Below are 21,320 nucleotides of genomic sequence, written 5' to 3' on the forward strand. Positions count from 1 at the left end.
GATGAGGCGCTCGTCAGCGGATTACATCGGGGCCAGTGGGCAAACGGGGCAACTCAGCACCCACACAACAGGCCGGATACAAGGCAGCAGCCGACTTCTTCACGACACGACGCGGGTAACTACCTATCGCCGGGAGGCATCCATACAAGACGCCATGAGCCGCATCCGCCCCCAGAAGTTCGTGCACGTGGTCTACCGTACACGCCGATTCGACGCGATGGTGCGCTGGTACACCACCGTGTTCGATGCCAGAGTCCAGCACCAGGATCCGGCGCTGGCCTTCCTGACTTACGACGACGAACACCACCGCTTCGCGTTCGCCAACCTGGACGTGCTGATGCCCGGGGCGGGTGGCGACGAGCGAAGGGGGCTGGTCGGGGTCGACCATGTGGCCTACACCTACGCCGACGTCCAGGCGCTGTTCGACAACTACGTGCAGCTCAAGGCCGAAGGTATCCTGCCGTACTGGTGCATCCACCACGGGCTGACGGTGTCGATGTACTACGGCGATCCCGACGGCAACCAGATGGAATTCCAGGTTGACTGCTTCGCAACGAACGAGGAAGCCAATGCCTTCATGGCCGGGCCCTCCTTCGCGGTGAATCCGATCGGCGTCGAGTTCGACCCTGAAGACTGGCTCGCACAGGTGCGCGCGGGCGCGGCGTTGTCGGACTTCCTGCCGCGCCGGGTGCATCTGCCGGTGTCGCCCATCCGCGGAGCGATCGCGGCGACCGCCTGATCGCCAGGAACGCAGACCCGGCGATCGAACGATTCGATCGAGGGTGCGGAACCCGGGCAAGCTCCTGACGGTCTGCGGCGGCGAAGTCCGAGCTTGACGCGGTTGGCACGCTGCTCAACGTGGCGCTGGCCGGCCTATCGGCCTCGTTCCTTCGCCAGGAGCCGCAGGCCGTTGAACACGACCAGGAGGCTCGCTCCCATGTCCGCGAAGACCGCCATCCACATCGAGGCGTTGTCGAAGAGGGCGAGCCACAGGAAGACCGCCTTGATGCCCAGCGCGATCGCGATGTTCTGCCGCAGCACCGCGTAGGTGCGTTTCGACAGGCGGATGGTCTCGGGCACCCGGCGCAGGTCGTCGTTCATGATGAGCACGTCGGCGGCTTCCATCGCCGTGCCGGTGCCGGCGCCGCCCATTCCGAAACCGACGGTGGCGGCCATGAGCGCCGGCCCGTCGTTCACGCCGTCCCCGACCATGGCAACAGCCTGCCCCGCACCGGCGAGGGCCTGGACGGCTTCGAGTTTGTCCTGGGGAAGGAGATTGGCACGGATGTCGGTGACGCCCACCTGCGCGGCGATGGTCTTCGCCGTCGCCGGGTTGTCGCCCGTCAGCATCACGGGCGTGACGCCCATGGCAAGCAACTCCGCGATGGCTTGCCGGCTGCTGTCCTTGATCGTGTCCGCGACGGCGAAGAGGGCCAGAACCTCCTGCGAGTTCGCCAGGACGGTGATGGTTCGGCCCAGGACTTCGTGTTCGTGCATGAGCGCTTCCAGTTCGGCCGAGCACTGCCTTCGGTCCTCGATCCAGCGGTGGTTGCCCAGCACGTAGTCATGACCGCCGATGGTGCCGTACGCCCCGCGGCCCGGCTCGGCTCCGAAGCGCTCCACCGGCAGCGGCTCGCCGTCCAGGCCCGTCGCGACGGCCTTGGAAACCGGATGGTCGGAGCGGGCGGCGAGGCTGTGGGCGACCCGCAGCACGGTCTCCGCGGGAATGCTCTTGCCCAGCACGATCTGCGCCACCAGCCTGGGCTTGCCCTGCGTCAGCGTGCCGGTCTTGTCCAGTGCCACCGTCGCGATCCTGCGCGCTTCCTCCAGGTACATGCCGCCCTTGATGAGAATGCCGCGCCGGGCGGCGGCAGCCAGGCCGCTCACCACGGTGACCGGCGTCGAGATGACGAGCGCGCAAGGGCAGGCGATGACAAGGAGAACGAGCGCCTTGTAGACAGCGGCCAGCCATGGCCAGCCCAGGGCCAGCGGGCCGCCGATGGCCACCGCCAGGGCCAGCACGAAGACCGATGGCGTGTAGACGGCGGCGAAGCGGTCGACGAGCCGCTGCGTCGGGGCGCGCTTGCCCTGGGCCTCCTCGACCGCCTGGATGATGCGCGCGAGCACGGTGTCGCCGGCAGGCCGGGTGACTTCGAACTCCAGCGCGGCGTTCTGGTTGATGGTGCCCGCGAAGACCTCGTCGCCGGGGGCCTTGTCCACGGGGACGCTTTCTCCGGTGACGGGAGACTGGTCCACGGCGCCATGGCCGGTGGTCACGCGCCCGTCGAGCGGCAGCCGCTCGCCGGGGCGAACGCGCGCGACCGCGCCGACCGGAACGCCGCCGGCTTCGACCGCCTTCCAGTGGCCCCCGGGCTGCAGCACTTCGGCCTGCTGCGGCGACAGGGCGAGCAGGCCGGTGATGGCGTTGCGCGCCCGGTCGACGGCGCGGGCCTCGATGAGTTCGGCCAGCGCGTAGAGCGCCATCACCATCGCGGCCTCCGGCCATTGGCCGATGAGGAAGGCGCCGGCGACGGCGACCGTCATCAAGGCATTGATGTTGAGCCGGCCCCTCGCAAGGGCCGACAGTCCCTTGCGGAAGACCGAACTGCCGGCCAGCGCGATGGCCGCGCCCGCCACGACCATGCCGGCCACCTGCCAGGGCGCGGTCGCGGGTGCGAAGAAGCTGATGAGTTCGGCCAGCAGCGCGACGGCGAGCGCGGCGGCCAACCGCAGCATCTCCCTGCGCTGCGCATGGGCCCCTTCTTCGGGCGCCATGGGGACCGACAGGGTCTCGGTCTGGAAGCCGGCCGCCTGGATGGCCTCGACGATGCCGGACCAATCGGAGGCAGGGGCCTCCACGGCGAGCGCTCGTCCGGCGAGGTCGAAGCTCAGGCGTCGGATGGCCGGAAATCGCTCCAGGGCGGCACGGATCTGCCCCTCCTCGGTCGGGCAGTCCATGGCCGGGATGCGAAGCTGAAGAAAGTCATGCGTGGGGCGGGGGCTGGCGGTGGTTGGCATGACGCTTATTGGAAGACCTGTAGCCACTGCGGAGTCAAGCCCCGCGACGCATGCGCGCGTCCTCGTCCTACGCGCCAGCGGTGCCGGCCCGTGCTTTCAGCGCGCTGGAGATCCGGTGGAAGACGACAGGGTTCAGTTGCCGCCCGTCGAAGTCCCTTTGATAGGGGGCCGAGACCTGTTTCGCGAGCGTGACGTGGCCCGAGGGCGTGATGCACAGAAGGCGGGCCTCGAACAGCCGGCGCAGATCCGTTCGCAGCAGCAGGCAGTTCTCGATTCGGGCCTCGCCCTTGTCCTTGGCCTCCGCGACGAGTGCCACGTCCAGGATGGCCTCTGTCTCTTCACCTGAGATCGCGCAACGGCGGTCGACCGCCAGCAGGTCGCAGCGAAGCCGCGCCTGCGCCGGCCTCAGGATGCGCCTGACGGCCTCGGGCCCCAGGTCGCCCAGGTACGAGAGGCTGTCGGTGTCGAGAATTCGGCATTTGCCGGCGCCGTCGAACCCGGAATGGGGCTGCCTGTCGAACCATTCGGCCGTCGCGATGCGCTTCTTCGGCTCCATTGCGATGCGGCATCGGCCCCAGCGCACGTCGCGGGTCGCCAGGGCCGGGTTCGCTGCAAGCGCGAATTCGAGCTGAAGCTCGTACCTGGAATATCCCGCCGAGCACGAGAGACAGGTCGCGACCCGTTCCGCGTGATCGCCGCCCTGCCACAACTCCGAGGTCACGACGCGAGCGCCAGCCGCCAGCTCCTTCGCCGGGTCGATGGTGATGAATTGGGCCGCATGGCCCCACTGGATTCGAAGGGTGAGGGTGGTCATCGCTACCGTGGCCGCCAGGGATATTGTTTGGCTTTTTCATGTTACTGGCCGTTACCCGACCAGGCAACACAATCCGGAGCCCGCCTGGCGCGCGCGTGGCGGCCTTTGTGTGCGGTCGGTCACGAACTGGCTCGGGGCTGCAGGCGCCCCGGCCGCGCCGGGCTCAGGACAGGGACGGAGACGGATTGCCGCCTGGTTGGGGGAATGCGTTCGCGACGGCTTGCAGTTCGGGGACCAGCGTCAGCAGTCGGCGGGTGAGCCAGTACAGCTGGGAGGCATCCATCGGATTCGACAACCTGAGGGTGTTGATCAACCGCTGCGGACGGTCACCGAAGGCAAGGGCGGTCAGGGGCTCCAGCACCGATGCCAGCTCGTCACGGATCTTCTCATCCACGAGATCGTGGCCATCCAGGCTGCGCCAGATGGCTTGCACCGCGCGTTCGCACAACTCGGCATCCGAGAGTGGCGTCAATGCCTCGAGATCGCTCGATGAACCCGGGGGCATCGGGCGAGGGCTGTGCGTCTCCTTGCTTGCGAGGCTTCTTCGTGAAGGCATAGGCACCTCCTTCGTCGACCACGATACGCCGAGCCGAAGCGAGAGGCAATGCCGATTGCGCGAGAATCCTGCCCACCCCATTCCTTGCGCCGCCTGGCCTTCTCATGAAGATCCAAAAAGACTCCGTCGTCACCCTTCGCTACAAGGTCGCCGACCTTGCCACCCACAAGCTCATCGAAGAGAGCAAGGAGCCCATGGTGTATCTCCATGGCGGCTACGACAACACCTTCCCCAAGGTCGAGGCCGCGCTGGAGGGCCAGGAGGTCGGCTTCAAGGCCACGCTCAGCCTGCAGCCCGAAGACGCCTTCGGCGCGCGCGATGAATCGCTGGTGCGCACCATCCCCAAGACCGACTTCCCGCCCGGCGTGAAGGTCGGCGGCACGCTCGAGGGCCGCAACGACAAGGGCGAGCCGCAGATCTACACCGTGATGAAGATCAAGGGCCCGCAGGTCCTGCTCGACGGCAACCACCCGCTGGCGGGCAAGGCGCTCCAGTTCAGCGTCACGGTGACCGGCGTGCGCGCCGCGACCGCGGAAGAGATCGCGCACAAGCACGTGCATGGCGATCACGGGCACCACCATTGAGACCATGAGCCCGTCTACCCAGCAGCAGCTGGCCCTGGCGGAGCGCCACTTTCGCGCCCGGCAGTACGAGCCGGCCGAAGAGCTTCTGCTTCGCATCGTCGCCGCCAGCCCGAAGGTCCCGAAGGCCTGGGAGCTGCTGGCCTACATCAGCGGCAACCGGGGCGAGCTCGATGCCTGCGAGGAACGCCTGCTCAAGGCCACGGCGCTGCCGGGCTGCTCCGCGGAAGCGCTCTTCTACCTCGGCCGCGTCCAGCTGCAGAACGGCCGGGGCCGGGAGGCCACGATCTCCTTCGAGCGTTCCATCCAGCTGGCCGGCGAGTACTTCGAGGGGCTGCACGAACTGGCGGTGGCCCACAGCGCGATCGGCGAGCATGCGCTGGCGCTGCGCGCGCTGCAACGCGCCGAGAAGAAGAACCCCCACTCGCCGGAGCTGCACGCCAACATGGCGAACACGCTCTCGGAGCTGCAGCGTCACGAAGAGGCGCTGCAACACTATGACCGCGCCCTGGCGCTCAACCCCCGCCTCGCGCGCACCTGGGCGGACCGCGGCTTCGCCCTGAGCGCGCTCGGGCGCGAGTCGCAGGCGCTGGAGAGCTATGAGCGCGCGCTGGGCCTGGCCCCGCAAGACGTCTACACCTGGATGAACCGGGCCGCGACGCTCGCGAGCCTGAAGCGGGATGCCGAGCTGGGCGCCTGCATCGCGTCGCTCGCGGGGCTGCCCCCGGAGACGGAGTACCTGCGCGGCTACTGGCTCAGTACCTCGATGCAAGGCTGCCGTTGGGCGGCCTGGGAGCCGCTGGTGCGGGAGACGCTGGCGCGCGTCGATGCCGGAGAAAGGGCGGCCGTGCCTCTCTCCATCATGGCCACGCCCGCGAGTGCCGCGACCTTGCTGGCCTGCGCGCGCGCCTATGCGCGGCACCAGTTCCCCTCGCACAGGGCGCAGGCCAGCTACCTGCCGCGCGAGGCGGGACGCAAGCTGCGCGTCGGCTACTTCTCGTCGGACTTCCGCAACCATCCCGTCGCGCAGCTGATCGTGCGATTGTTCGAGTGCCATGATCGCTCGCGCCACGAATGGTTTGCCTTCTCCATCGGCCATTTCGCGCGGGACGAGATGAGCCACAGGGTCGCCGCCGCCTTCGATCATTTCCTGGATGTCTCGGGCAAGACGGACGCGCAGATCGCGACCCTCGCGCGCGAGGCGGGCATCGACATCGCGGTGGACCTGAACGGCTTCACCGAGGGCGCCCGGCCGCGCATCTTCGCGCATGGGGCGGCGCCGGTGCAGGTCAACTACCTCGGCTTTCCCGGCACCATGGGCAGCGACCTGATGGACTACATCGTCGCGGACGCCACGCTCATTCGTCCGGATGAGTTCGGCCACTACGCGGAGAAGGTGGTGCTGCTGCCGGGCTCCTACCAGCCGAACGACAGCACCAAGAAGATTGCCGGCGACGCGGGCACGCGCGAGAGCGTGGGGCTGCCGGCGCGGGGCTTTGTCTTCGCGTGCTTCAACAACAATTTCAAGATCACGCCCGATGCCTTCGGCGTGTGGGCGCGGCTTCTCGCGCAGGTGCCCGGGAGCGTGCTGTGGCTGCTCGAGGGCAACGGCGGCGCGCGGCGCGGTATCGAGGCCGAGGCGCGCGCGCTGGGGCTCGACCCGGCGCGCCTCGTGTGGGCGCCTCGCATGCCGTTGGCGGAGCATCTGTCGCGCCACCGGCACGCGGATCTGTTCCTCGACACCTTCCACTACAACGCGCACACGACCGCCAGCGATGCGTTGTGGGCCGGCCTGCCCGTGCTGACGCTGGCCGGCCGCACCTTCGCATCGCGCGTGGCCGCGAGCCTGCTCAAGGCGGTGGGCTTGCCGGAGCTGGTGACGGACAGCGTGGAGGCGTACGAGGCGCTCGCGCTCTCGCTGGCGCGCTCGCCCGCGCTGTTGGAGGCGCTGCGCGCCCGGCTGCGGGGCAATCTTTCGACGGCGCGGCTGTTCGATACGCCTGCGTTCGCGAGGCAGATCGAGGCGGCCTATGACGCGATGTGGGAACAACATCGGCTGGGCCTGGCGCCTCGACACATCCAGGTGTCTTGAACCGGGCGGCAAGGGCGACGATGGATTCCACAACGCTTTCGGCGGTCGGCAGCTTTGTCAGCATCGCGGCGTCGGTGCTTCTTGCCCTGGCTTTCGCCTGGGTCGTCTGGTCCACCGAATCACTGCATGTGCTGGTTCGCCGCCTTTGGCTGCTGGTCAACGGCAACCAGGAGATCGCCGACCCGCAGGTGCGTTCATTCGTGGACGAGCAAACGAGCCTGGTCTCCTTTCGGTTGTTTTCCGGCGTGAAGGTCGCCAACCTGCAGGATGCCCACCGGCTCATGCACTGGACAAGGCTCAACGGCGTTCAGATGCGAACGCTGCGCTTCTGCGGCGAATACTTCGATCCCGCGCTGCGGCAGGTCCGCGTGCAGAAGCTGCCTGGCCGCGCCTGGCAGTTCGCGATGCTCGCCGCCTGCGCGATCGCAGGGGTGCTCGCGATCGTCAGCATGCTCGGCTTGTACGCGGACCGTCCGCTCCTGTCGCTCAAGGCCACCGGCAGGCCCTTCCTCGCGAGCGGCACCGATGTCCAGGCGTTCCGGCCCCTTTGGTCATTGGATGCCGCCCCGCTGCGTGTCGCGGACTGCGCCGCGCCGGCGGGCGCCAATGCGGCGCGCACTTCGTTCACGGAGCAAGAGGTGGCTTTGCTCTGCGGCGTGCTCAAGGACGAGGGCGCCCCCGATTTCGTCAAGGGCGCCCTGAAGAAGCAGCGTTGGGCGCTGGTCATGTCGGCGGCGCTTGCGGCGTGGTTCTCATGGCTCGGGCTTGCCTCGTGGGCCAGCATCACCGCGGCCAGGAAGCTGGCAGGGCGAAAGCTCGACCCCGCGCTCAGCGGCTCGCAGCTGAGCTTCGACTGGCGCGACTGACGGCTCTTCGTAACGTAAAGAACCTCCAGGCCAACGTTTCTTTACCCGGGCTTGACAGTTCCTGGTCGCCCGGATGGGAAGCTCGGGGCTCCGGTCTTCAGACCATTCCGACAGGAGCCCCGCACGATGAGCAATTCGGTGTTCGCTGAAGCACGGTTCTGGATCACGGTCCTCGTCTCCGTGGTGCTGCCGTGCTGCATCTACGGAGTGCTGCATGCCAGGAAGGCCATTTCACGTTCGACGCTCCTTCTGCTGGGCGTTTCGCTCATCCTGATCGCGACGCTGGATGTGTACGTCCTTCAACGGCTGGCGGCGCAGTCCCTGGCGACCCTGTCGACGGTGGACGACGCGGTCTTTGCATCCGAGCTGTCCGTCGCGCTCTACTTGCTGCCGGCGCTCTTCGGAGGCCTCGGGATCAACGTCATCTCCCATGTCCTCACCAGTCACCTGCCCGAGACCCGGAGCAAGAGCCGACCAGCCGCGCCGCGCAACGCCGCGCTGGACCCGGGGGCAGAAGAGGCCTAGGCAGACCCTGCCCTGAGCGCGGCGTCCCGTCTCAACTACCAGCACTTGGCGGATAGCCGCCGCGGAATCCGGATAGGCCCCCGCAGACCATGTGACGACCATCGAGGCTCGTGAACATGGCATGAAAGGGTCTGGTATGAAGGGTCTCAATGGCAAGGTGGCGATCGTCACCGGCGGCGCCACGATCATCGGCGCGGCCGTCGTCCAGGTGCTCAAGGACTTCGGCGCGCGGGTCGCGGTCTTCGACATAGACAGCGCGGGCGGTGCGCGCGCCGTCGCGGACGCCCCCGAAAGCCTGCGCTTCTGGCCGGTGGACATCACCGACGACGAGCAGCTCGCGCGCGGGGTCGCCGGGGTGGCCGAGCACTTCGGCCGCATCGACCATCTCGTCAACCTGGCGTGCACCTATGTCGATAACGGCGCCGAGTCGGGCCGCGCGGACTGGCAGGCGGCGCTCGACGTCAATGTCATCAGCGCCGTGATGATGGCGCGCGCGGTGCGGCCCGCGATGGTGGCCGCGGGCGGCGGCGCGATCGTCAACTTCACCAGCATCTCGGCCCATGTGGCCCAGACCGGACGCTGGCTGTACCCCGTTTCCAAGGCCGCCCTGGTTCAGGTGACGCGCAACCTGGCGATGGACATGGCGGGCGACCGCATCCGTGTCAACTCGGTGTCGCCCGGCTGGACCTGGTCGCGCGTGATGGACGAGCTCACCCACGGCGACCGGGCCAAAGCCGATCGGGTGGGGGCGGCCTACCACCTGCTTGGCCGCATCGGCGATCCACGGGAGGTGGCCCAGGTGGTGGCCTTCCTGCTCTCCGAGCATGCGAGCTTCGTGACCGGTGCCGACTACGCGGTGGACGGCGGCTATTCGGCGATGGGGCCCGAGCAGGCGCTTGCGGCGATCCCCCGCCTGGCGGAGTAAGCGGGGCGCGGCCCTTCGGTTCTTTCAATTCACAGGAGATCTTCATGCGTCGTATCGCCATCGTAGGGGGCGGGCAAGCCGGTTTGCCACTGGCACTGGGCCTGCTCGGCAAGGGTTATGAGGTCACGGTCGTGACCAACCGCGCGCCGGAGGACATTCGCGCCGGCAAGGTCATGTCGAGCCAATGCATGTTCGACGCCTCGCTGCAGATCGAGCGCGACCTCGGCCTCAATCAATGGGAGTCGCAATGCCCGCCGGTCGAAGGCATCGGCCTGGCGGTGCCGCACCCGGAGCTGCCGGGGCAGAAGGCCATCGACTGGAGCGCCAGGCTCGACCGCGTGGCGCAGGCCGTGGACCAGCGGATCAAGATGCCCGCGTGGATGGAGCAGGTCGAGGCGCGCGGGGGCAAGCTGCTGATCCAGGACGGCGGCATCGCGGAGCTCGAGCTGCTGGCGGTGTCGCACGACCTGGTCCTGCTGGCCGCGGGCAAGGGCGAGGTGGTGAAGCATTTCGAGCGCGATGCCTCGCGCTCGCCCTTCGACAAGCCGCAACGCGCGCTGGCGCTGACCTATGTCACGGGAATGCGCGAGACCCCCGACTACTCGCGCGTCTCCTTCAACCTGATCCCGGGTGTCGGCGAGTATTTCGTGTTTCCGGCGCTGACCACCAGCGGGCCCTGCGACATCATGGTGTTCGAGGGGGTGCCGGGCGGGCCGATGGACTGCTGGCGCGACGTGCGCACGCCGCAGGAGCACCTGACGTGCAGCAGGAAGATCCTCGACGCTTTCCTGCCCTGGGAAGCCGATCGCTGCCGTCACGTGGAACTCACCGATGCGAACGGCATTCTGGCCGGCAGTTTCGCGCCGACGGTGCGCAAGCCCGTCATGACGCTGCCCTCCGGCCGGCTGGTGTTCGGCCTGGGCGACGCGGTCGTCACCAACGATCCGATCACCGGGCAGGGCTCGAACAACGCCGCCAAGGCCAGCAAGGTCTATCTCGACGCCATCGTCGCGCGTGGCGACCAGGCCTTCACCGGCGAATGGATGCGCGAGACTTTCGAGCGCTTCTGGGCCTATGCGCAGTGGGTGGTGACATGGACCAACAGCCTGCTGACGCCGCCGCCGGCGCACATCCTGGCGCTGCTCGGCGCGGCCGGGCAAGTGCCCGCCCTGGCGAGCGCGATCGCCAACGGCTTTGACAATCCGCCGGACTTCTTTCCGTGGTGGATGGACCCGCAGGCATGCGAGCGCTTTGTCGAAGCGAAGCGGGCCGAAGCGGCCATCGCCTGACGCGCGACGGCGAGATGTCCATGCAAGCCGGCACCCCCGCGCCCGTGGTCGGCACGGCGGCCGCGGCGATGTCCCTGCCCAGCGATGGTTCCCCGCCGCCGCTGGCCTGGGGAAGCACGGTGATCGAACCGAAGATGCTGCGCGGCGTGCTCGGCGCCTACCCGACCGGCGTGGCGATCGTCGCCACGCGGACGAGGGACGGGCGCGCGGTGGGGCTGACGATCAATTCCTTCGCCTCGTTGTCGCTGGATCCTCCGCTCGTGCTCTGGAGCCTGGTCAACCGCTCGCCGAACCTCGCGGCGTTCCGCGAGTGCGGGCATTTCACGATCAATGTCCTGGCCAGCGGGCAGGAGGACCTGGCGCGCCGTTTCGCGAGTTCCACCGTGGACGACAAGTTCGCCGACGCGCCGGTGCTTGAGGTGCCCGAGGGCATTCCGGCCATCGGCGGCTCGATCGCGACGCTGGTCTGCTCCAACGACCAGCAGAACCATGCGGGCGACCACCTGCTGCTGTTCGGGCGCGTGCTGCGCGTGGGCAGCGCGCCGGGCACGCCGCTGGTGTTTCACGCCGGGCGCTTCACGGCGCTGTCTCCCGCGCCCTGAGCGCGGCTCAGTGCGCGCGCAAGGTCTGGCTGGGGCTCTCGCCGAACCGGGTCTTGTAGTCGGCACTGAAGCGGCCGAGATGGGCGAAGCCCCAGCGCAGGGCGACGCCGGCGACGTTGCCGACATCCCGGCCGGCCAAGAGTTCGGCCCGCGCGCGATCGAGCCGCAGATCGCGGAGGTAGCGCATCGGACTCACGCCGCAGAATTCCTTGAAGCCGGCATAGAGGCCGCGCAGGCTGACTCCCGCGACGCGCGCGAGTTCGTCGGCGCAGACCGGCTCGTGGGCATGGGCCTGCAGGTACTCCTGGACCCGGCGCACATGCCGCGGCAAGACGGCACCGCGCCGAGTGGGTGGCGCGTCGCTGTAGTTGTGCGCGTGCAGCGAGAGGAGGGTGGCGACAACCATCTGCTCCATCTGCGCCGCGATCAGCTTGTGGCGGGACAGGTCGACATCCTGGGTCGCGCATTCCAGCATGTACGACAGCAGGCTGCGCCAAGGCACGCATTCGGCCCAGCGGAAGCCGAGCCTGAAGCGCAGCGCCTCGCCCAGAGGGCGCCCGAGTTGCGCCGCCAGCGAGCGCTCCATCAGTGGGCGGGCGATGCGGACCATGAGCTGGTCGTTGTCGGCGGACCAATGCATCGCGGTGGGATTGTCGGGGCTCAGCACCGAGGCCAGCTCCGGGCTCGAATCCACGGATTCGGCGCCGCTTTCGATGCGGGCGTGGCCATGCAGGGGCATCTGCACGAGGAAGAAATCCTCGAGCGGGCCGGGTTGGATGCTCACGTCGGCACCGTAGCGCAGCCGGCTGAGCGAGACATCGCCCAGGGACAGATGGTGCATGCGCGCGTCCAGCCGTTGCGCGCGGCCCTCCACGCCGAGGACGTGCGGCTTCATGACCCGGCCGACCTGCGCCCGGGTCTCCTCCAGGTCGCGCGATGCGAAGAGCCGCCGACCCGGCGCGTTCAGCAGTGCGCCCGCGAGCGGGGCGATTGGGGCGTGCTGGGCGTTCGACATGACTGGAGGCCTCCGGGGCTGGCACGATGTGTCGCTGCGCGGTGGTCCGCAGCAAATTCGATGCCGGGGCATGACTTTGGCCCGGAAGCGAGTCCGTGCGATCCGGGAAACTACCGACCCTCGCGCGAGCGCTATCTCCTGCGCAGCCGCATTCGATGCGCCACTGCCACCAGGGCGGCGACGACGACGATCATCAGGACGGCGACCCACTCGTAGCGGTCCAGGTCGGCGAGCAGCCATTTCAGGGTATGGCCGAACAGGTAGCCCACGCCCGCGACCAAGGCCGCCCAGATCGCCGCGCCGATCAGGTTGAAGAACAGGAAGCGCCGGGCTGAAACCTCGCTCATGCCGATCGCGATCGGGCCGGCGATTCGCAGGCCGTACATGAAGCGCACGCCGATGATCAACCCGGCATGGTGGCGCACCAGCAGCCGATTGACGCGTACCGCGCTGCTCGCCATGCGCGGCACGCGGCGAAGCAGCGAATCGCCGTAGCGGCGGCCGATGAAGAAGAAGATCTGGTCTCCGAGCATCCCGCCGAAGAAGGCCACCGCGATGACCCCTGGCAGCGACAAGTGACCCTGGTGCGCCGCGAATCCCGCCAGGACCAGGATGGTTTCACCTTCGAGCAGGCTGCCCGCGAACACGGCGAGATAGCCGTAGTCGGTGAGCATATGAGCCAGCGCCATTCGACTATCCTCCCACGCAATGGCGAAATCACCCAATGGGACGCGACGCTCGCCGCCGCCTGAGGGCCCGAACCCCGTCCATCGGGATCACAGGTCCAATTGGATGTCGGAGTCGGGCCTCGCGCAGCAGATCAGCACCCGTCCTTCGGCGGGCGCGTCCAGCGGCTCGGGCGAGTAGCTGACATTGCCGTCGATGAGTGCCGACTCGCACATGTGGCACACGCCGGTGCGGCATGACCAGCTCGCGGGCACCTCGCAGGCCTCCGCGAGTTCGAGCAGGCTCTGGAAGCGCGTGCCCCAGCGCACGGCCAGGCCGCTTCTCACGAAGGTCACGAGCGCACCCGTTCCGGGCTCGCCCGCGGGTGGATGGACCGGCCCCCTGTCTTCTTGCAGGCCGGGGGTCTGGGGTGTACCGGCGCCGAACACCTCCGCGTGGAGGCAGGAAGGCGCGATGCCCCACTGTCGAAGCGCGAGGTCCAGATCGCTCAGGAAGCGCTCCGGGCCGCAGAGGTAGAAGTCGGCGTCGGCGGGCACGCCCAGGCGATCGAGGAGAGGGGTATCCAGATGGCCCTGGCTGTCGAAGTCCTGCCCCAGCCTGTCGGTGGCGCCCGGCTGGCTGTAGGCCACGTGCTTGCGGCCCTGCGCCAGTGCGGCCACCAGCTGCGCCGCCTCGTCGCGAAACGAATGATGCAGACCATCCCTGGCGCCGTGGAGCCACCAGACGGGCCGGGGCGAGGCGCTGTCGGTCGCCGCCAGGCTGTAGAGCATCGCGAGCACTGGGGTCACGCCCACGCCCGCACTCATGAGCACCACCGGCCGCCGGTCCGGCTGGAGGCAGAAGCTCCCCCGCGGCGCGCTGACGTCGACCATGTCGCCGACGCGCGCGAGCCGGTGGAAGCGCTCGCTGGCCGAGCCTTCGCCTTCGCGCTTGATGCTGATGCGGTAGGTCGCCGCGCCGGGATTGCCGGACAGGGAGTAGATGCGCGTCAGGGCCGGCGCGCCCGGCGGCGGCGCGGGCCTGATCACCACGTGCTGCCCCGCCTGCGCCGCCGGCAGGCGCGAGCCGTCGGCTGCCGCCAGCACGTAGGACCTGACGTCCTCGCTCTCCTGGCGGGTGGAGACGATGCGCAGCGGGCGGAAGCCGGGCCATGCCAGCGTCTCGGCGGGCGCCCCGGTCAGGCCCGCGTTGCCCTGGGCCTTGCCATCGGCCGAGGCCTTGAGCAGTGCCTCGAAGGAGCTGCGCCATCCAGGGCTGAGCGCGTCGATGCGCAGCGCGCGCCGCAATTGTTCGGCGGGATGCGCCGATCGGTAGAGCAGGGCGTCGACGTCGGCGACGCTCATGCGCTCCGGTCCGTCGGCGATCTTGACGATCTCGTCGCCGGCGCCGATCTCGCCTTCCTGGATCACGCGCATGTAGAAGCCGGGGCGCCCATGGGCCACGAGCAGCGCGGGCAGCTCGGGGTTGTTCATCCGGATGCCGACCCTGTAGCAGGTCACGCGCGGCTGGCTCACCTCGAAGGCCGCCGCGCCGATGCGGTAGCGGTCGCCGATGCACACCTCGTCATCCGCGAGGCCGTCTACGGTCAGGTTCTCGCCGAACTGGCCGTATGCGTTTTCCGAACAATGGAGGTGTTGCGCCCAGTGGCGGTAGGAGTCGAGCTGGTAGACCATCACGGCCCGTTGCTCGCCGCCGTGGCCTTGAAGGTCCGCCTGGCCGTCGCCCTCGAGGTTCAGGCGCCGGGCGAGCACGCGGCCGGCGACGGGCGTCTTCCAGACGGCGGTGCGCACGGTCCTGCCCTTCCACGGGACATCCCGTGGAAGGCCGACGTTGACCGAAACGACGCTGCTCATGTGTATGCCACTGTGTCTGATTGCAGGCGAAATACAAGGGATTTCAAATGTGACTCTGCTCGACATACCGCGGATACACCGGCCCGATGTAATTCATCCATCGCCACCCCACCCGCATGAGCCGGGTTGAAGCCGATATCCCGTTGAACCCCTTTGGAAGGAAATCCGCCATGAACACCCGCAAGCTCCTGACCCTCGCCGCCGTCACGTCCGCTCTCTCCGTCTTCGCGCTGGGCGCGAGCGCCGAGGAGTATGAAGGCGTGCTGCAGTTCCATTCTTCCGCCAGCCGCGCGGCGGTGAGCTCGCAGGCCGTGGCCGCGGCGCACAGTCCCGACGCCTATGCCGAAGGCGCGACCGCCGGTGCGCCGACGGTGTTCGCCAGCGCTGTCGATCGCTCCACGGTGCGCAACGAGGCTGTCGCGATGGCACGTGCCGGCAATGTCTATGGCGACGGCGACGGCGCCTTCGGCGGCAACACGCCGCGTTCGGCCGGCGGCGCGTTCGCCCGCATCAACGTGCGCCGTGCGGCCTATTGAGTCCTCGTCACGCTAGGCGCTGCTGCCGCCGTCGATGACCAGGAACTGACCCGTGATGTTTCGCGCGGCCTCGCCCACCAGGTAGGCGACGGCCGCGGCGATCTCCTCGGGCGTCGCGATGGCGCCGGTGGGCACGGCGGCACGCGCCGCGCCTTCGTCGATGCCGAGGTCGGCGAAGCGCTGCCTTGCCATGCCGGTATCGACCCAGCCCGGGCACACCGCATTCGAAGTGATGCCGCGCGAGGCCAGCGCCAGTGCGAAGGCACGTGCGAGGCCGATGGTGCCGTGCTTGGCCGCGGTGTAGGCGATCTGGTCGGGCGCGCCGCGCAGGCCGAGCACGCTGGAGACGAACACCACTCGCCCGCCGCTGCGCGCGAAGAAGGGCAGGGCCGCCTTCGTGCAGCGGTTGGCGCCGTCGAGGTTGGTCTCGATGATCTGTTCCCACCCCCGGTCCTCGAGGTCGTCGAGCCGGTCCGTGCCCGCGATGCCCGCGTTGTTCGCCAGCACATCGATGCGGCCGGCCTCGGCGCCGATGGCCTGGAAGGCCGACTGGACGCTGGCGTGACTCGAAACGTCGCAGGCCACTAAGCGGGTGTGAAGGGGCAGAGGCTGCGTGGGCTGCGTTCGGCCCAGCGCGTACACCCTTCGCCGAGCATCGCCCAGCGCGGCACAGACGGCGCGGCCGATGCCGCGGGTGCCGCCCGTCACGACGGCGATCTTCATGCGGCAGTCACTCCGCCATCGACGGGAAACACGACGCCGGCAATGAAGGATGCGGCATCCGACGCCAGGAAGGCCACCGCCGCGGCGATCTCGATCGGCTGTGCCAGGCGCCCGATGGGGGCCGCGCGCGGCATCAGGCTCCGCCTGCCATCGGCGGGCGACTGCGTGCGCCGCCGCTCCAGTTCGGCCATGACCTCGCGCAGCATCGCCGTGTCGGTGCTGCCCGGCGCGATGCAGTTGACCCGGATGTTGTACGGGCTCCAGTCGATGGCGGCGCTGCGCGAGAGTTGCGCGAGCGCGGCCTTGCTGGCGCCGTAGGCGGCGGCGACGGGCTTGCCGATCAGGGCCTGATCGGAGGCGATGTTGACGATGGCGCCGCCGCCGGCGCCCGCCATCGGGGGGATCAGCGACTTCATGAGCAGGAAGGGCGCGAAGAAGTTGATGGCGAACACGCGTTGCAGCTGCGGCAGCTCGGTCTCGACGATGTCGCCGACGATGGTGGTGCCGGCGCAGTTGACGAGGATGCGCGGCGCGCCGTGCGCCTGCACCAGCCGGGCCGCGACGGCCTCCAGCCGGTCGATATCCTCCAGATCGACCTCGGGCATGTCCAGTCCGACGACGCGGCAACCATTGCATTCGAGAACGCCCGCGATGGCCGTGCCGATGCCGCCGCGGTGTCCCGTCACGAAGGCGGTGCGGCCGGCCAGCCCGGGGAAGCGCGCGCTTCGCAGATCGGTCTCGGTGGGAGGCAAGGGCCGCGGGACGGAGCTGAAGATCGGTTGCATGGCGCGCTCCCTCGTTTGTTCGTTCGGCAGGTGCCGGAACTCTAGGGCCGTGCGATGGGCAACTCCAGTTCGGAATCTGTCGGAATATCACGCTCTCTTCGGTCGGCTCAGTCCGGCTTGATGCCCGCTTCCTCGATCACCTTGCGGGCTTTCAAGGTCTCGGCCTTGATGTGCTCGCTGAACTCCGCGGGGGTGCTGGCGACGATGATCACGCCAGCCTTCGTCAATGTCTCGGCAACCTTGGGCTGCCGGAGCGCGCGCACAATCTCTCCGTTGAGCTTGTCCAGGATGTCCTTGGGCATGTTGGCGGGGCCGACGAAGCCGTACCACGAGGTCGCCTCATAGCCCGGCACGCCGGACTCGGCGACCGTCGGCACGTCCGGCAGCTGCGGCAGCCGCTTCGCCGAGGCGGTCGCCAGGGCCACGAGCTTGCCGCTCTGCACGTGCGGGAGGGAGGTCGGCAGGACGTCGAACTCCAGCTTCACGCGCCCGCCCAGCAGGTCGGTGTATGAGTTGGACGAGCCCTTGTAGGGCACGTGCGTCATCTGGATGCCCGCCATGTGGATGAACTGCTCCATTGCCAGGTGCTGCGAAGACCCGCTGCCGCCGGACGCGTAGGCGATGGCGCCCGGGTTGGCCTTGGCCGCGGCAATCACCTCCTTCACGTTCTTCGCGCCCAGCGACGGGTTCGCGACCAGCAGCATGGGCGCGGAGACAGCGAGCGTGATGGGCGTGAAGTCCTTCAGCGTGTCGTAGGTGACGTTCTTGTAGAGCGACGCGTTGGCCGCGTGGGTGCCGGGCGATGCGATGCCGAGGGTGTAGCCGTCGGGTGGGGCCTTGGCGACGGCATCGGCGCCGATCATGCCGTTGACGCCGGGGCGGTTGTCCACGATCACCGGCTGCCCGAGGCGCTGGCTGAGTTCCTGCCCCACGGCGCGGGCGAGCAGGTCGGTGGTGCCGCCCGGCACGTAGGGCACGATGATGTGGATCGGCTTGGTGGGAAAGCCGGTGGCCGCATGGGTCCAAGTGATGGGCGCACCCGCGGCGACGGTGATCGCGGCGAGCACGGCGCTCTTCAGAACGTTCCTTCTTCTTGTGGTTCTCATTGCTTGTCTCCTTCAGGGTTCGGGTTTGGGTTGGGGGCGGAATCGAGAATGGGCTTCAGACGTAGGCGGGCCCTTCGATCACCGGGTGGGCGGCGAGGAAGTCTTCGTCGACCTCGATGCCCAGGCCCGGCTTGTCGCCGGGCAGCACGCAGCCCTCCGCGTCCAGGCTGTCGGCGCGGGTGGTGAGCAGGTCGCGAAAGAGGTTCTCCTTCGCGGCGTCGGCCTCGAAGAAGCCGGGGTTGTCGATGGACGCGAGCATGTGGATGCTCGCCGCCATGTTCAGGCCGCTGGCGGAGGTGTGCGGATGGATGGCGAGCCGTTCGGCGGAGGCCATGGCCGCGATGCGCAGGCCCTCGGTGATGCCGCCGGTCTTCGACAGGTCGGGCTGCAGCACCTGCACGTGGCCTTCGGCAATGAGGCGGTTGAACTCGAAGCGGGTGTAGTGGTTCTCGCCGGCGGCCAGCGGCACGCCGCCCAGGGCGGCGGCGTCGCGGTAGCTGCGGACCTCCTGAGGGGCGAAGGGCTCCTCGAGCCAGAGCACGTCGTGTTCCACGAGCGCGGGCATGACGCGCCGCACGTCCTGCGCGCGATAGCCGGTGTTGGCGTCGACCATGATGCCGAGCTCCGGATGGGCCCGCCGCACGGCCTCGAGACGCTCCACATCCTTGCGCGCGGTATCGCCGAAGCGCAGCTTGACGGTGCGGTAGCCGCGCTCGCGCAGCCGGGCCACTTCGTCGACCAGCTCGGCGGGCGGCTGGAAGCCGAGGGAGATGCCGCCGGCATAAGCTGCGATGGGCTTCCTGCTGCCGCCGAGCAGGCGCCACACGGGCCAGCCCACCGCCTTGCCGCGGATGTCCCACAGCGCCTGGTCGATGCCGCTCATGGCCAGGGCGCAGGCGGTGCCCATGCCGTGGCTTGCGAGCTGGCGCTGGTAGATGCGGTTCCAGACGCCCACGACGTCGCTCGCGTCCATGCCCACCACGAGCTGGCGCAGGGTTGTGTTGATGAGTTGCGCGATGGCGCCGGGGCAGCGGCCATGGTGCGATTCGCCCCAGCCGACCAGGCCGTCTTCGGTGCTGACCTTGACGATCAGCGCGTCGCGCTTGACGGCGCGGCCGATGCCCAGTGTCACGCCCTGTTTGACGGGAAAGGAGGTGGCGATGCCTTCGATGCGGGCGATCTTCAGCCCGTTGCCTGCCGCCGCGCCGGTCATGCCGCCGCCTCTTGCGCGGACGGCCAGGTCTCGGGATTGACGAGGTGGGTGGGGCGCTGCCCCGCGATCAGCTGCAGGATCTGCAGCGCGGCGCCTGTGCTCATGGCACGCGAGCTCTCCTCGGTCAGCGCTGCAACGTGCGGCGTGAGGAGGATGTTGTCCAGCGAGAGGAAGGGGTGGCCGGGCCGCAGGGGTTGTTCGGCGTAGACGTCGACCGCCGCGCCGGCGATGGCGCGGGTGCGCAGGGCCTGCGCCAATGCGGCCTCGTCGGCCACTTCGCCGCGGGCGGCATTGAGCAGATACGCGCTCGGCTTCATCAGCGCGAGGCGGCGCTCGTCCATGAGATGCCGTGTGGCGGCCGTCAGGGGGCAGTGAAGGGACACGAAGTCACTGGCTGCGAGGAGTTCGTCCAGCGGCATGCCGCGGACGTGGGTCGGCAGGCCGGCCTCGTGAGGCTGGTAGCCCAGCACCTTCATGCCGAAGCCGAAGTGCGCGATGTGCGCGAGGCGCTGGCCCACGTTGCCGACGCCCACGATGCCGAGCGTGCGCCCGGAGAGCTCGAAGGTCGAGGTCGAAAGGGCGCGTGCGACGGGCCAGCCCTCGGCGCGCAGCCGGTTGTCGAAGGCGCCGAAGCGGCGGGCCAGCTCCAGCATGGCGCCGGCGCAGTACTCGGCCACGGCTTGCGCGTTCGCGCCAGGCACGTTGGCCACCGGGATCGATTGCGCGGTGGCGGCTTCGACCGGGATCATGTCCAGGCCGACGCCGTTGCGCACGATGCCCTTGAGGCGGTGCGGTCGATCGAGCAGGTCCGCGGGCAGGTGGTTGCGAACCAGCAGGTAGTCGGCGTCGCCGACCATGCGCCGGAAGGTGTCGGCCTGGGTGTCGGGTGCCACCACGATGCGCGCGACGCCGGCGAGCAGGGCGTCGCCGGCGGGGTCCATCGGCAGCGTGCACAGCACGGTGGGCAGGTGTTTCATCGCGGTCTCTCTCGTGCTCATGCGACGCGGTACCTGGCAAGCACCGAGCGGTCGATGTCGATGCCAAGGCCCGGGCCGTTCGGCACCTCGACAATGCCGCCGGTGTGCGTGAGCCTGGCGCTGCTGAGCTCGTCGCGGAAGGGGTTGAAGGTCTGTTCGTACTCCAGCATGGGCGGCACGGGGACCAGGCAGGGCGGGGTGTGCGGCAGCGAGGCCAGGAAGTGCATGGTGGCCGCCAGGCCGATGGCGGTGCCCCAGGCGTGGGGGACGCATTGCACGGCCTGCGCCTGCGCCAGGGCCGCGATCTTCTTGCACTCGGTGATGCCGCCGGCGGCGCAGACGTCGGGCTGCACGATGTCCATCGCGCGCCTCTCCAGGATGCGGCGGAAGCTGAACTTGGTGAACTCGTTCTCGCCGCCGGCGATGGCCATGTCCAGCTTGCGCGTGACTTCGACGTAGCCGTCCAGGTCTTCCGGCGAGATCGGCTCCTCGAACCAGTGGACGTCGAGCTTCTGGAGTTCGCGGCCGATGGAGATGGCCTGCGGCACGGTGTAGCAGTGGTTGGCGTCGACCATGAGCTGGATGTCGCGGCCGATGGCGTCGCGCACGGCCGCCACGCGGTCGATGTCACGGGTGAGGGAGCCCAGGCCGATCTTCATCTTGATCGCCTTGAAGCCCTGCTCGACGTAGCCGCTGGCTTCTTCGACCGCCTGCTCGTTGAGGCGGTTCATGTCCTTGAAGTAGAGACCGGTCGCGTAGGCCTGCAGCTTGGTGCGGAAGGCGCCGCCGATGAGCTTGTGGATCGGCTTGTCGACGGCCTTGCCTATGATGTCCCACAGCGCTATGTCGACGCCGCTGATGGCCGAGATGGTCATGCCGGTGAGGCCGTAGTCCTTGACCTTGTTGTAGAGCTCTTCCCAGATCACCTCGACGTCGAAGGGATCGCGCCCGATGAGATTGGCCTTGAGGACGCTGTCGACGATGGCCTTGTTGACCGCCGCGGGCCCGTAGCAGTCGCCCCAGCCGACGATGCCTTCGTCGGTGACGATCTCGACGACGAGCGCGCCCTTGGTCTTGTAGATCCAGCCGCGCGAGGAGGTGAAGGGCTCGTCGACGTTGACGAGCAGCTGGTGGGTGATGACGTCCTTGATCTTCAT

21 protein-coding genes are annotated in these 21,320 nt (G+C 68.7%); 9 read left to right on the forward strand and 12 right to left on the reverse strand.

The annotated features are described in order from the left end of the window. The first annotated feature begins 154 nt into the window (after positions 1 to 154). Positions 155 to 739, forward strand: a complete 585-nt coding sequence (locus AC1DNF_RS26290; protein WP_478151592.1) for a VOC family protein — start codon at positions 155 to 157, stop codon at positions 737 to 739. A 134-nt stretch (positions 740 to 873) separates the two neighbouring features. Here AC1DNF_RS26290 and AC1DNF_RS26295 read toward each other — a convergent pair whose 3' ends face one another. The 3 genes from AC1DNF_RS26295 to AC1DNF_RS26305 all read right to left on the reverse strand — a co-directional run bounded on the left by AC1DNF_RS26295 (position 874) and on the right by AC1DNF_RS26305 (position 4,388). Further along, positions 874 to 3,018, reverse strand: coding sequence for a heavy metal translocating P-type ATPase (locus AC1DNF_RS26295; RefSeq protein WP_478151593.1), 2,145 nt, complete (start codon positions 3,016 to 3,018; stop codon positions 874 to 876). A 67-nt stretch (positions 3,019 to 3,085) separates the two neighbouring features. Beyond that, positions 3,086 to 3,832 (reverse strand): hypothetical protein, encoded by a 747-nt coding sequence (locus AC1DNF_RS26300; RefSeq protein WP_478151594.1) that lies wholly within the window; start codon positions 3,830 to 3,832, stop codon positions 3,086 to 3,088. Between the two features lie 163 nt (positions 3,833 to 3,995). After that, complete coding sequence (locus tag AC1DNF_RS26305) at positions 3,996 to 4,388, reverse strand: hypothetical protein (RefSeq protein ID WP_478151595.1); 393 nt, start codon at positions 4,386 to 4,388, stop codon at positions 3,996 to 3,998. A gap of 104 nt (positions 4,389 to 4,492) precedes the next feature. On the opposite strand from AC1DNF_RS26305, the gene AC1DNF_RS26310 reads away from it, so the two are divergent. From AC1DNF_RS26310 to AC1DNF_RS26340, 7 genes are all read left to right on the forward strand, one after another. Next, positions 4,493 to 4,972 carry an FKBP-type peptidyl-prolyl cis-trans isomerase gene (locus AC1DNF_RS26310; RefSeq protein WP_478151596.1) on the forward strand — a complete coding sequence of 160 codons (480 nt, stop codon included), beginning with the start codon at positions 4,493 to 4,495 and terminating at the stop codon, positions 4,970 to 4,972. Between the two features lie 4 nt (positions 4,973 to 4,976). Further along, positions 4,977 to 7,061, forward strand: coding sequence for an O-linked N-acetylglucosamine transferase, SPINDLY family protein (locus AC1DNF_RS26315; protein ID WP_478151597.1), 2,085 nt, complete (start codon positions 4,977 to 4,979; stop codon positions 7,059 to 7,061). A gap of 20 nt (positions 7,062 to 7,081) precedes the next feature. Further along, positions 7,082 to 7,927: a DUF6216 family protein gene (locus tag AC1DNF_RS26320; protein ID WP_478151598.1), complete on the forward strand. Its 846-nt coding sequence runs from the start codon at positions 7,082 to 7,084 to the stop codon at positions 7,925 to 7,927. Between the two features lie 126 nt (positions 7,928 to 8,053). Then, positions 8,054 to 8,452, forward strand: a complete 399-nt coding sequence (locus tag AC1DNF_RS26325) for a hypothetical protein (RefSeq protein ID WP_478151599.1) — start codon at positions 8,054 to 8,056, stop codon at positions 8,450 to 8,452. A gap of 136 nt (positions 8,453 to 8,588) precedes the next feature. Continuing rightward, the gene (locus AC1DNF_RS26330; protein WP_478151600.1) at positions 8,589 to 9,377 is read left to right on the forward strand and encodes an SDR family oxidoreductase; all 789 of its coding nucleotides are present in this window, start codon (positions 8,589 to 8,591) and stop codon (positions 9,375 to 9,377) included. Positions 9,378 to 9,421: 44 nt separating this feature from the next. Further along, complete coding sequence (locus tag AC1DNF_RS26335) at positions 9,422 to 10,666, forward strand: styrene monooxygenase/indole monooxygenase family protein (RefSeq protein ID WP_478151601.1); 1,245 nt, start codon at positions 9,422 to 9,424, stop codon at positions 10,664 to 10,666. Between the two features lie 68 nt (positions 10,667 to 10,734). Next, a complete protein-coding gene (locus AC1DNF_RS26340; protein ID WP_478151644.1) occupies positions 10,735 to 11,268 on the forward strand; it encodes a flavin reductase family protein in 534 nt (177 codons plus the stop codon). Positions 11,269 to 11,275: 7 nt separating this feature from the next. Here the strand turns inward: AC1DNF_RS26340 and AC1DNF_RS26345 are convergent, their stop codons facing one another. The 3 genes from AC1DNF_RS26345 to AC1DNF_RS26355 form a co-directional block, all read right to left on the reverse strand. Further along, positions 11,276 to 12,283, reverse strand: a complete 1,008-nt coding sequence (locus tag AC1DNF_RS26345; RefSeq protein WP_478151602.1) for an AraC family transcriptional regulator — start codon at positions 12,281 to 12,283, stop codon at positions 11,276 to 11,278. A gap of 131 nt (positions 12,284 to 12,414) precedes the next feature. Further along, on the reverse strand, positions 12,415 to 12,972 hold the full coding sequence (locus AC1DNF_RS26350; protein ID WP_478151603.1) for a DedA family protein: 558 nt from the start codon (positions 12,970 to 12,972) through the stop codon (positions 12,415 to 12,417). An 87-nt stretch (positions 12,973 to 13,059) separates the two neighbouring features. Next, a complete protein-coding gene (locus AC1DNF_RS26355; RefSeq protein WP_478151604.1) occupies positions 13,060 to 14,823 on the reverse strand; it encodes an MOSC domain-containing protein in 1,764 nt (587 codons plus the stop codon). 170 nt (positions 14,824 to 14,993) lie between these two features. On the opposite strand from AC1DNF_RS26355, the gene AC1DNF_RS26360 reads away from it, so the two are divergent. After that, on the forward strand, positions 14,994 to 15,359 hold the full coding sequence (locus AC1DNF_RS26360; protein WP_478151605.1) for a helicase SNF2: 366 nt from the start codon (positions 14,994 to 14,996) through the stop codon (positions 15,357 to 15,359). A gap of 12 nt (positions 15,360 to 15,371) precedes the next feature. Here the strand turns inward: AC1DNF_RS26360 and AC1DNF_RS26365 are convergent, their stop codons facing one another. From AC1DNF_RS26365 to AC1DNF_RS26390, 6 genes are all read right to left on the reverse strand, one after another. After that, positions 15,372 to 16,082 (reverse strand): SDR family NAD(P)-dependent oxidoreductase, encoded by a 711-nt coding sequence (locus tag AC1DNF_RS26365; RefSeq protein ID WP_478151606.1) that lies wholly within the window; start codon positions 16,080 to 16,082, stop codon positions 15,372 to 15,374. Beyond that, positions 16,079 to 16,867, reverse strand: a complete 789-nt coding sequence (locus AC1DNF_RS26370) for an SDR family NAD(P)-dependent oxidoreductase (protein ID WP_478151607.1) — start codon at positions 16,865 to 16,867, stop codon at positions 16,079 to 16,081. Before AC1DNF_RS26370 ends, AC1DNF_RS26365 begins: the two co-directional genes overlap by 4 nt. 107 nt (positions 16,868 to 16,974) lie before the next feature. Further along, complete coding sequence (locus AC1DNF_RS26375) at positions 16,975 to 17,973, reverse strand: Bug family tripartite tricarboxylate transporter substrate binding protein (RefSeq protein WP_478151608.1); 999 nt, start codon at positions 17,971 to 17,973, stop codon at positions 16,975 to 16,977. Between the two features lie 55 nt (positions 17,974 to 18,028). After that, positions 18,029 to 19,186: a mandelate racemase/muconate lactonizing enzyme family protein gene (locus tag AC1DNF_RS26380; RefSeq protein WP_478151609.1), complete on the reverse strand. Its 1,158-nt coding sequence runs from the start codon at positions 19,184 to 19,186 to the stop codon at positions 18,029 to 18,031. Continuing rightward, positions 19,183 to 20,163 (reverse strand): hydroxyacid dehydrogenase, encoded by a 981-nt coding sequence (locus AC1DNF_RS26385; RefSeq protein WP_478151610.1) that lies wholly within the window; start codon positions 20,161 to 20,163, stop codon positions 19,183 to 19,185. Before AC1DNF_RS26385 ends, AC1DNF_RS26380 begins: the two co-directional genes overlap by 4 nt. A gap of 17 nt (positions 20,164 to 20,180) precedes the next feature. Continuing rightward, on the reverse strand, positions 20,181 to 21,320 hold the full coding sequence (locus AC1DNF_RS26390) for a mandelate racemase/muconate lactonizing enzyme family protein (protein ID WP_478151611.1): 1,140 nt from the start codon (positions 21,318 to 21,320) through the stop codon (positions 20,181 to 20,183).

Source organism: Variovorax sp. 01T432, assembly GCF_056398605.1.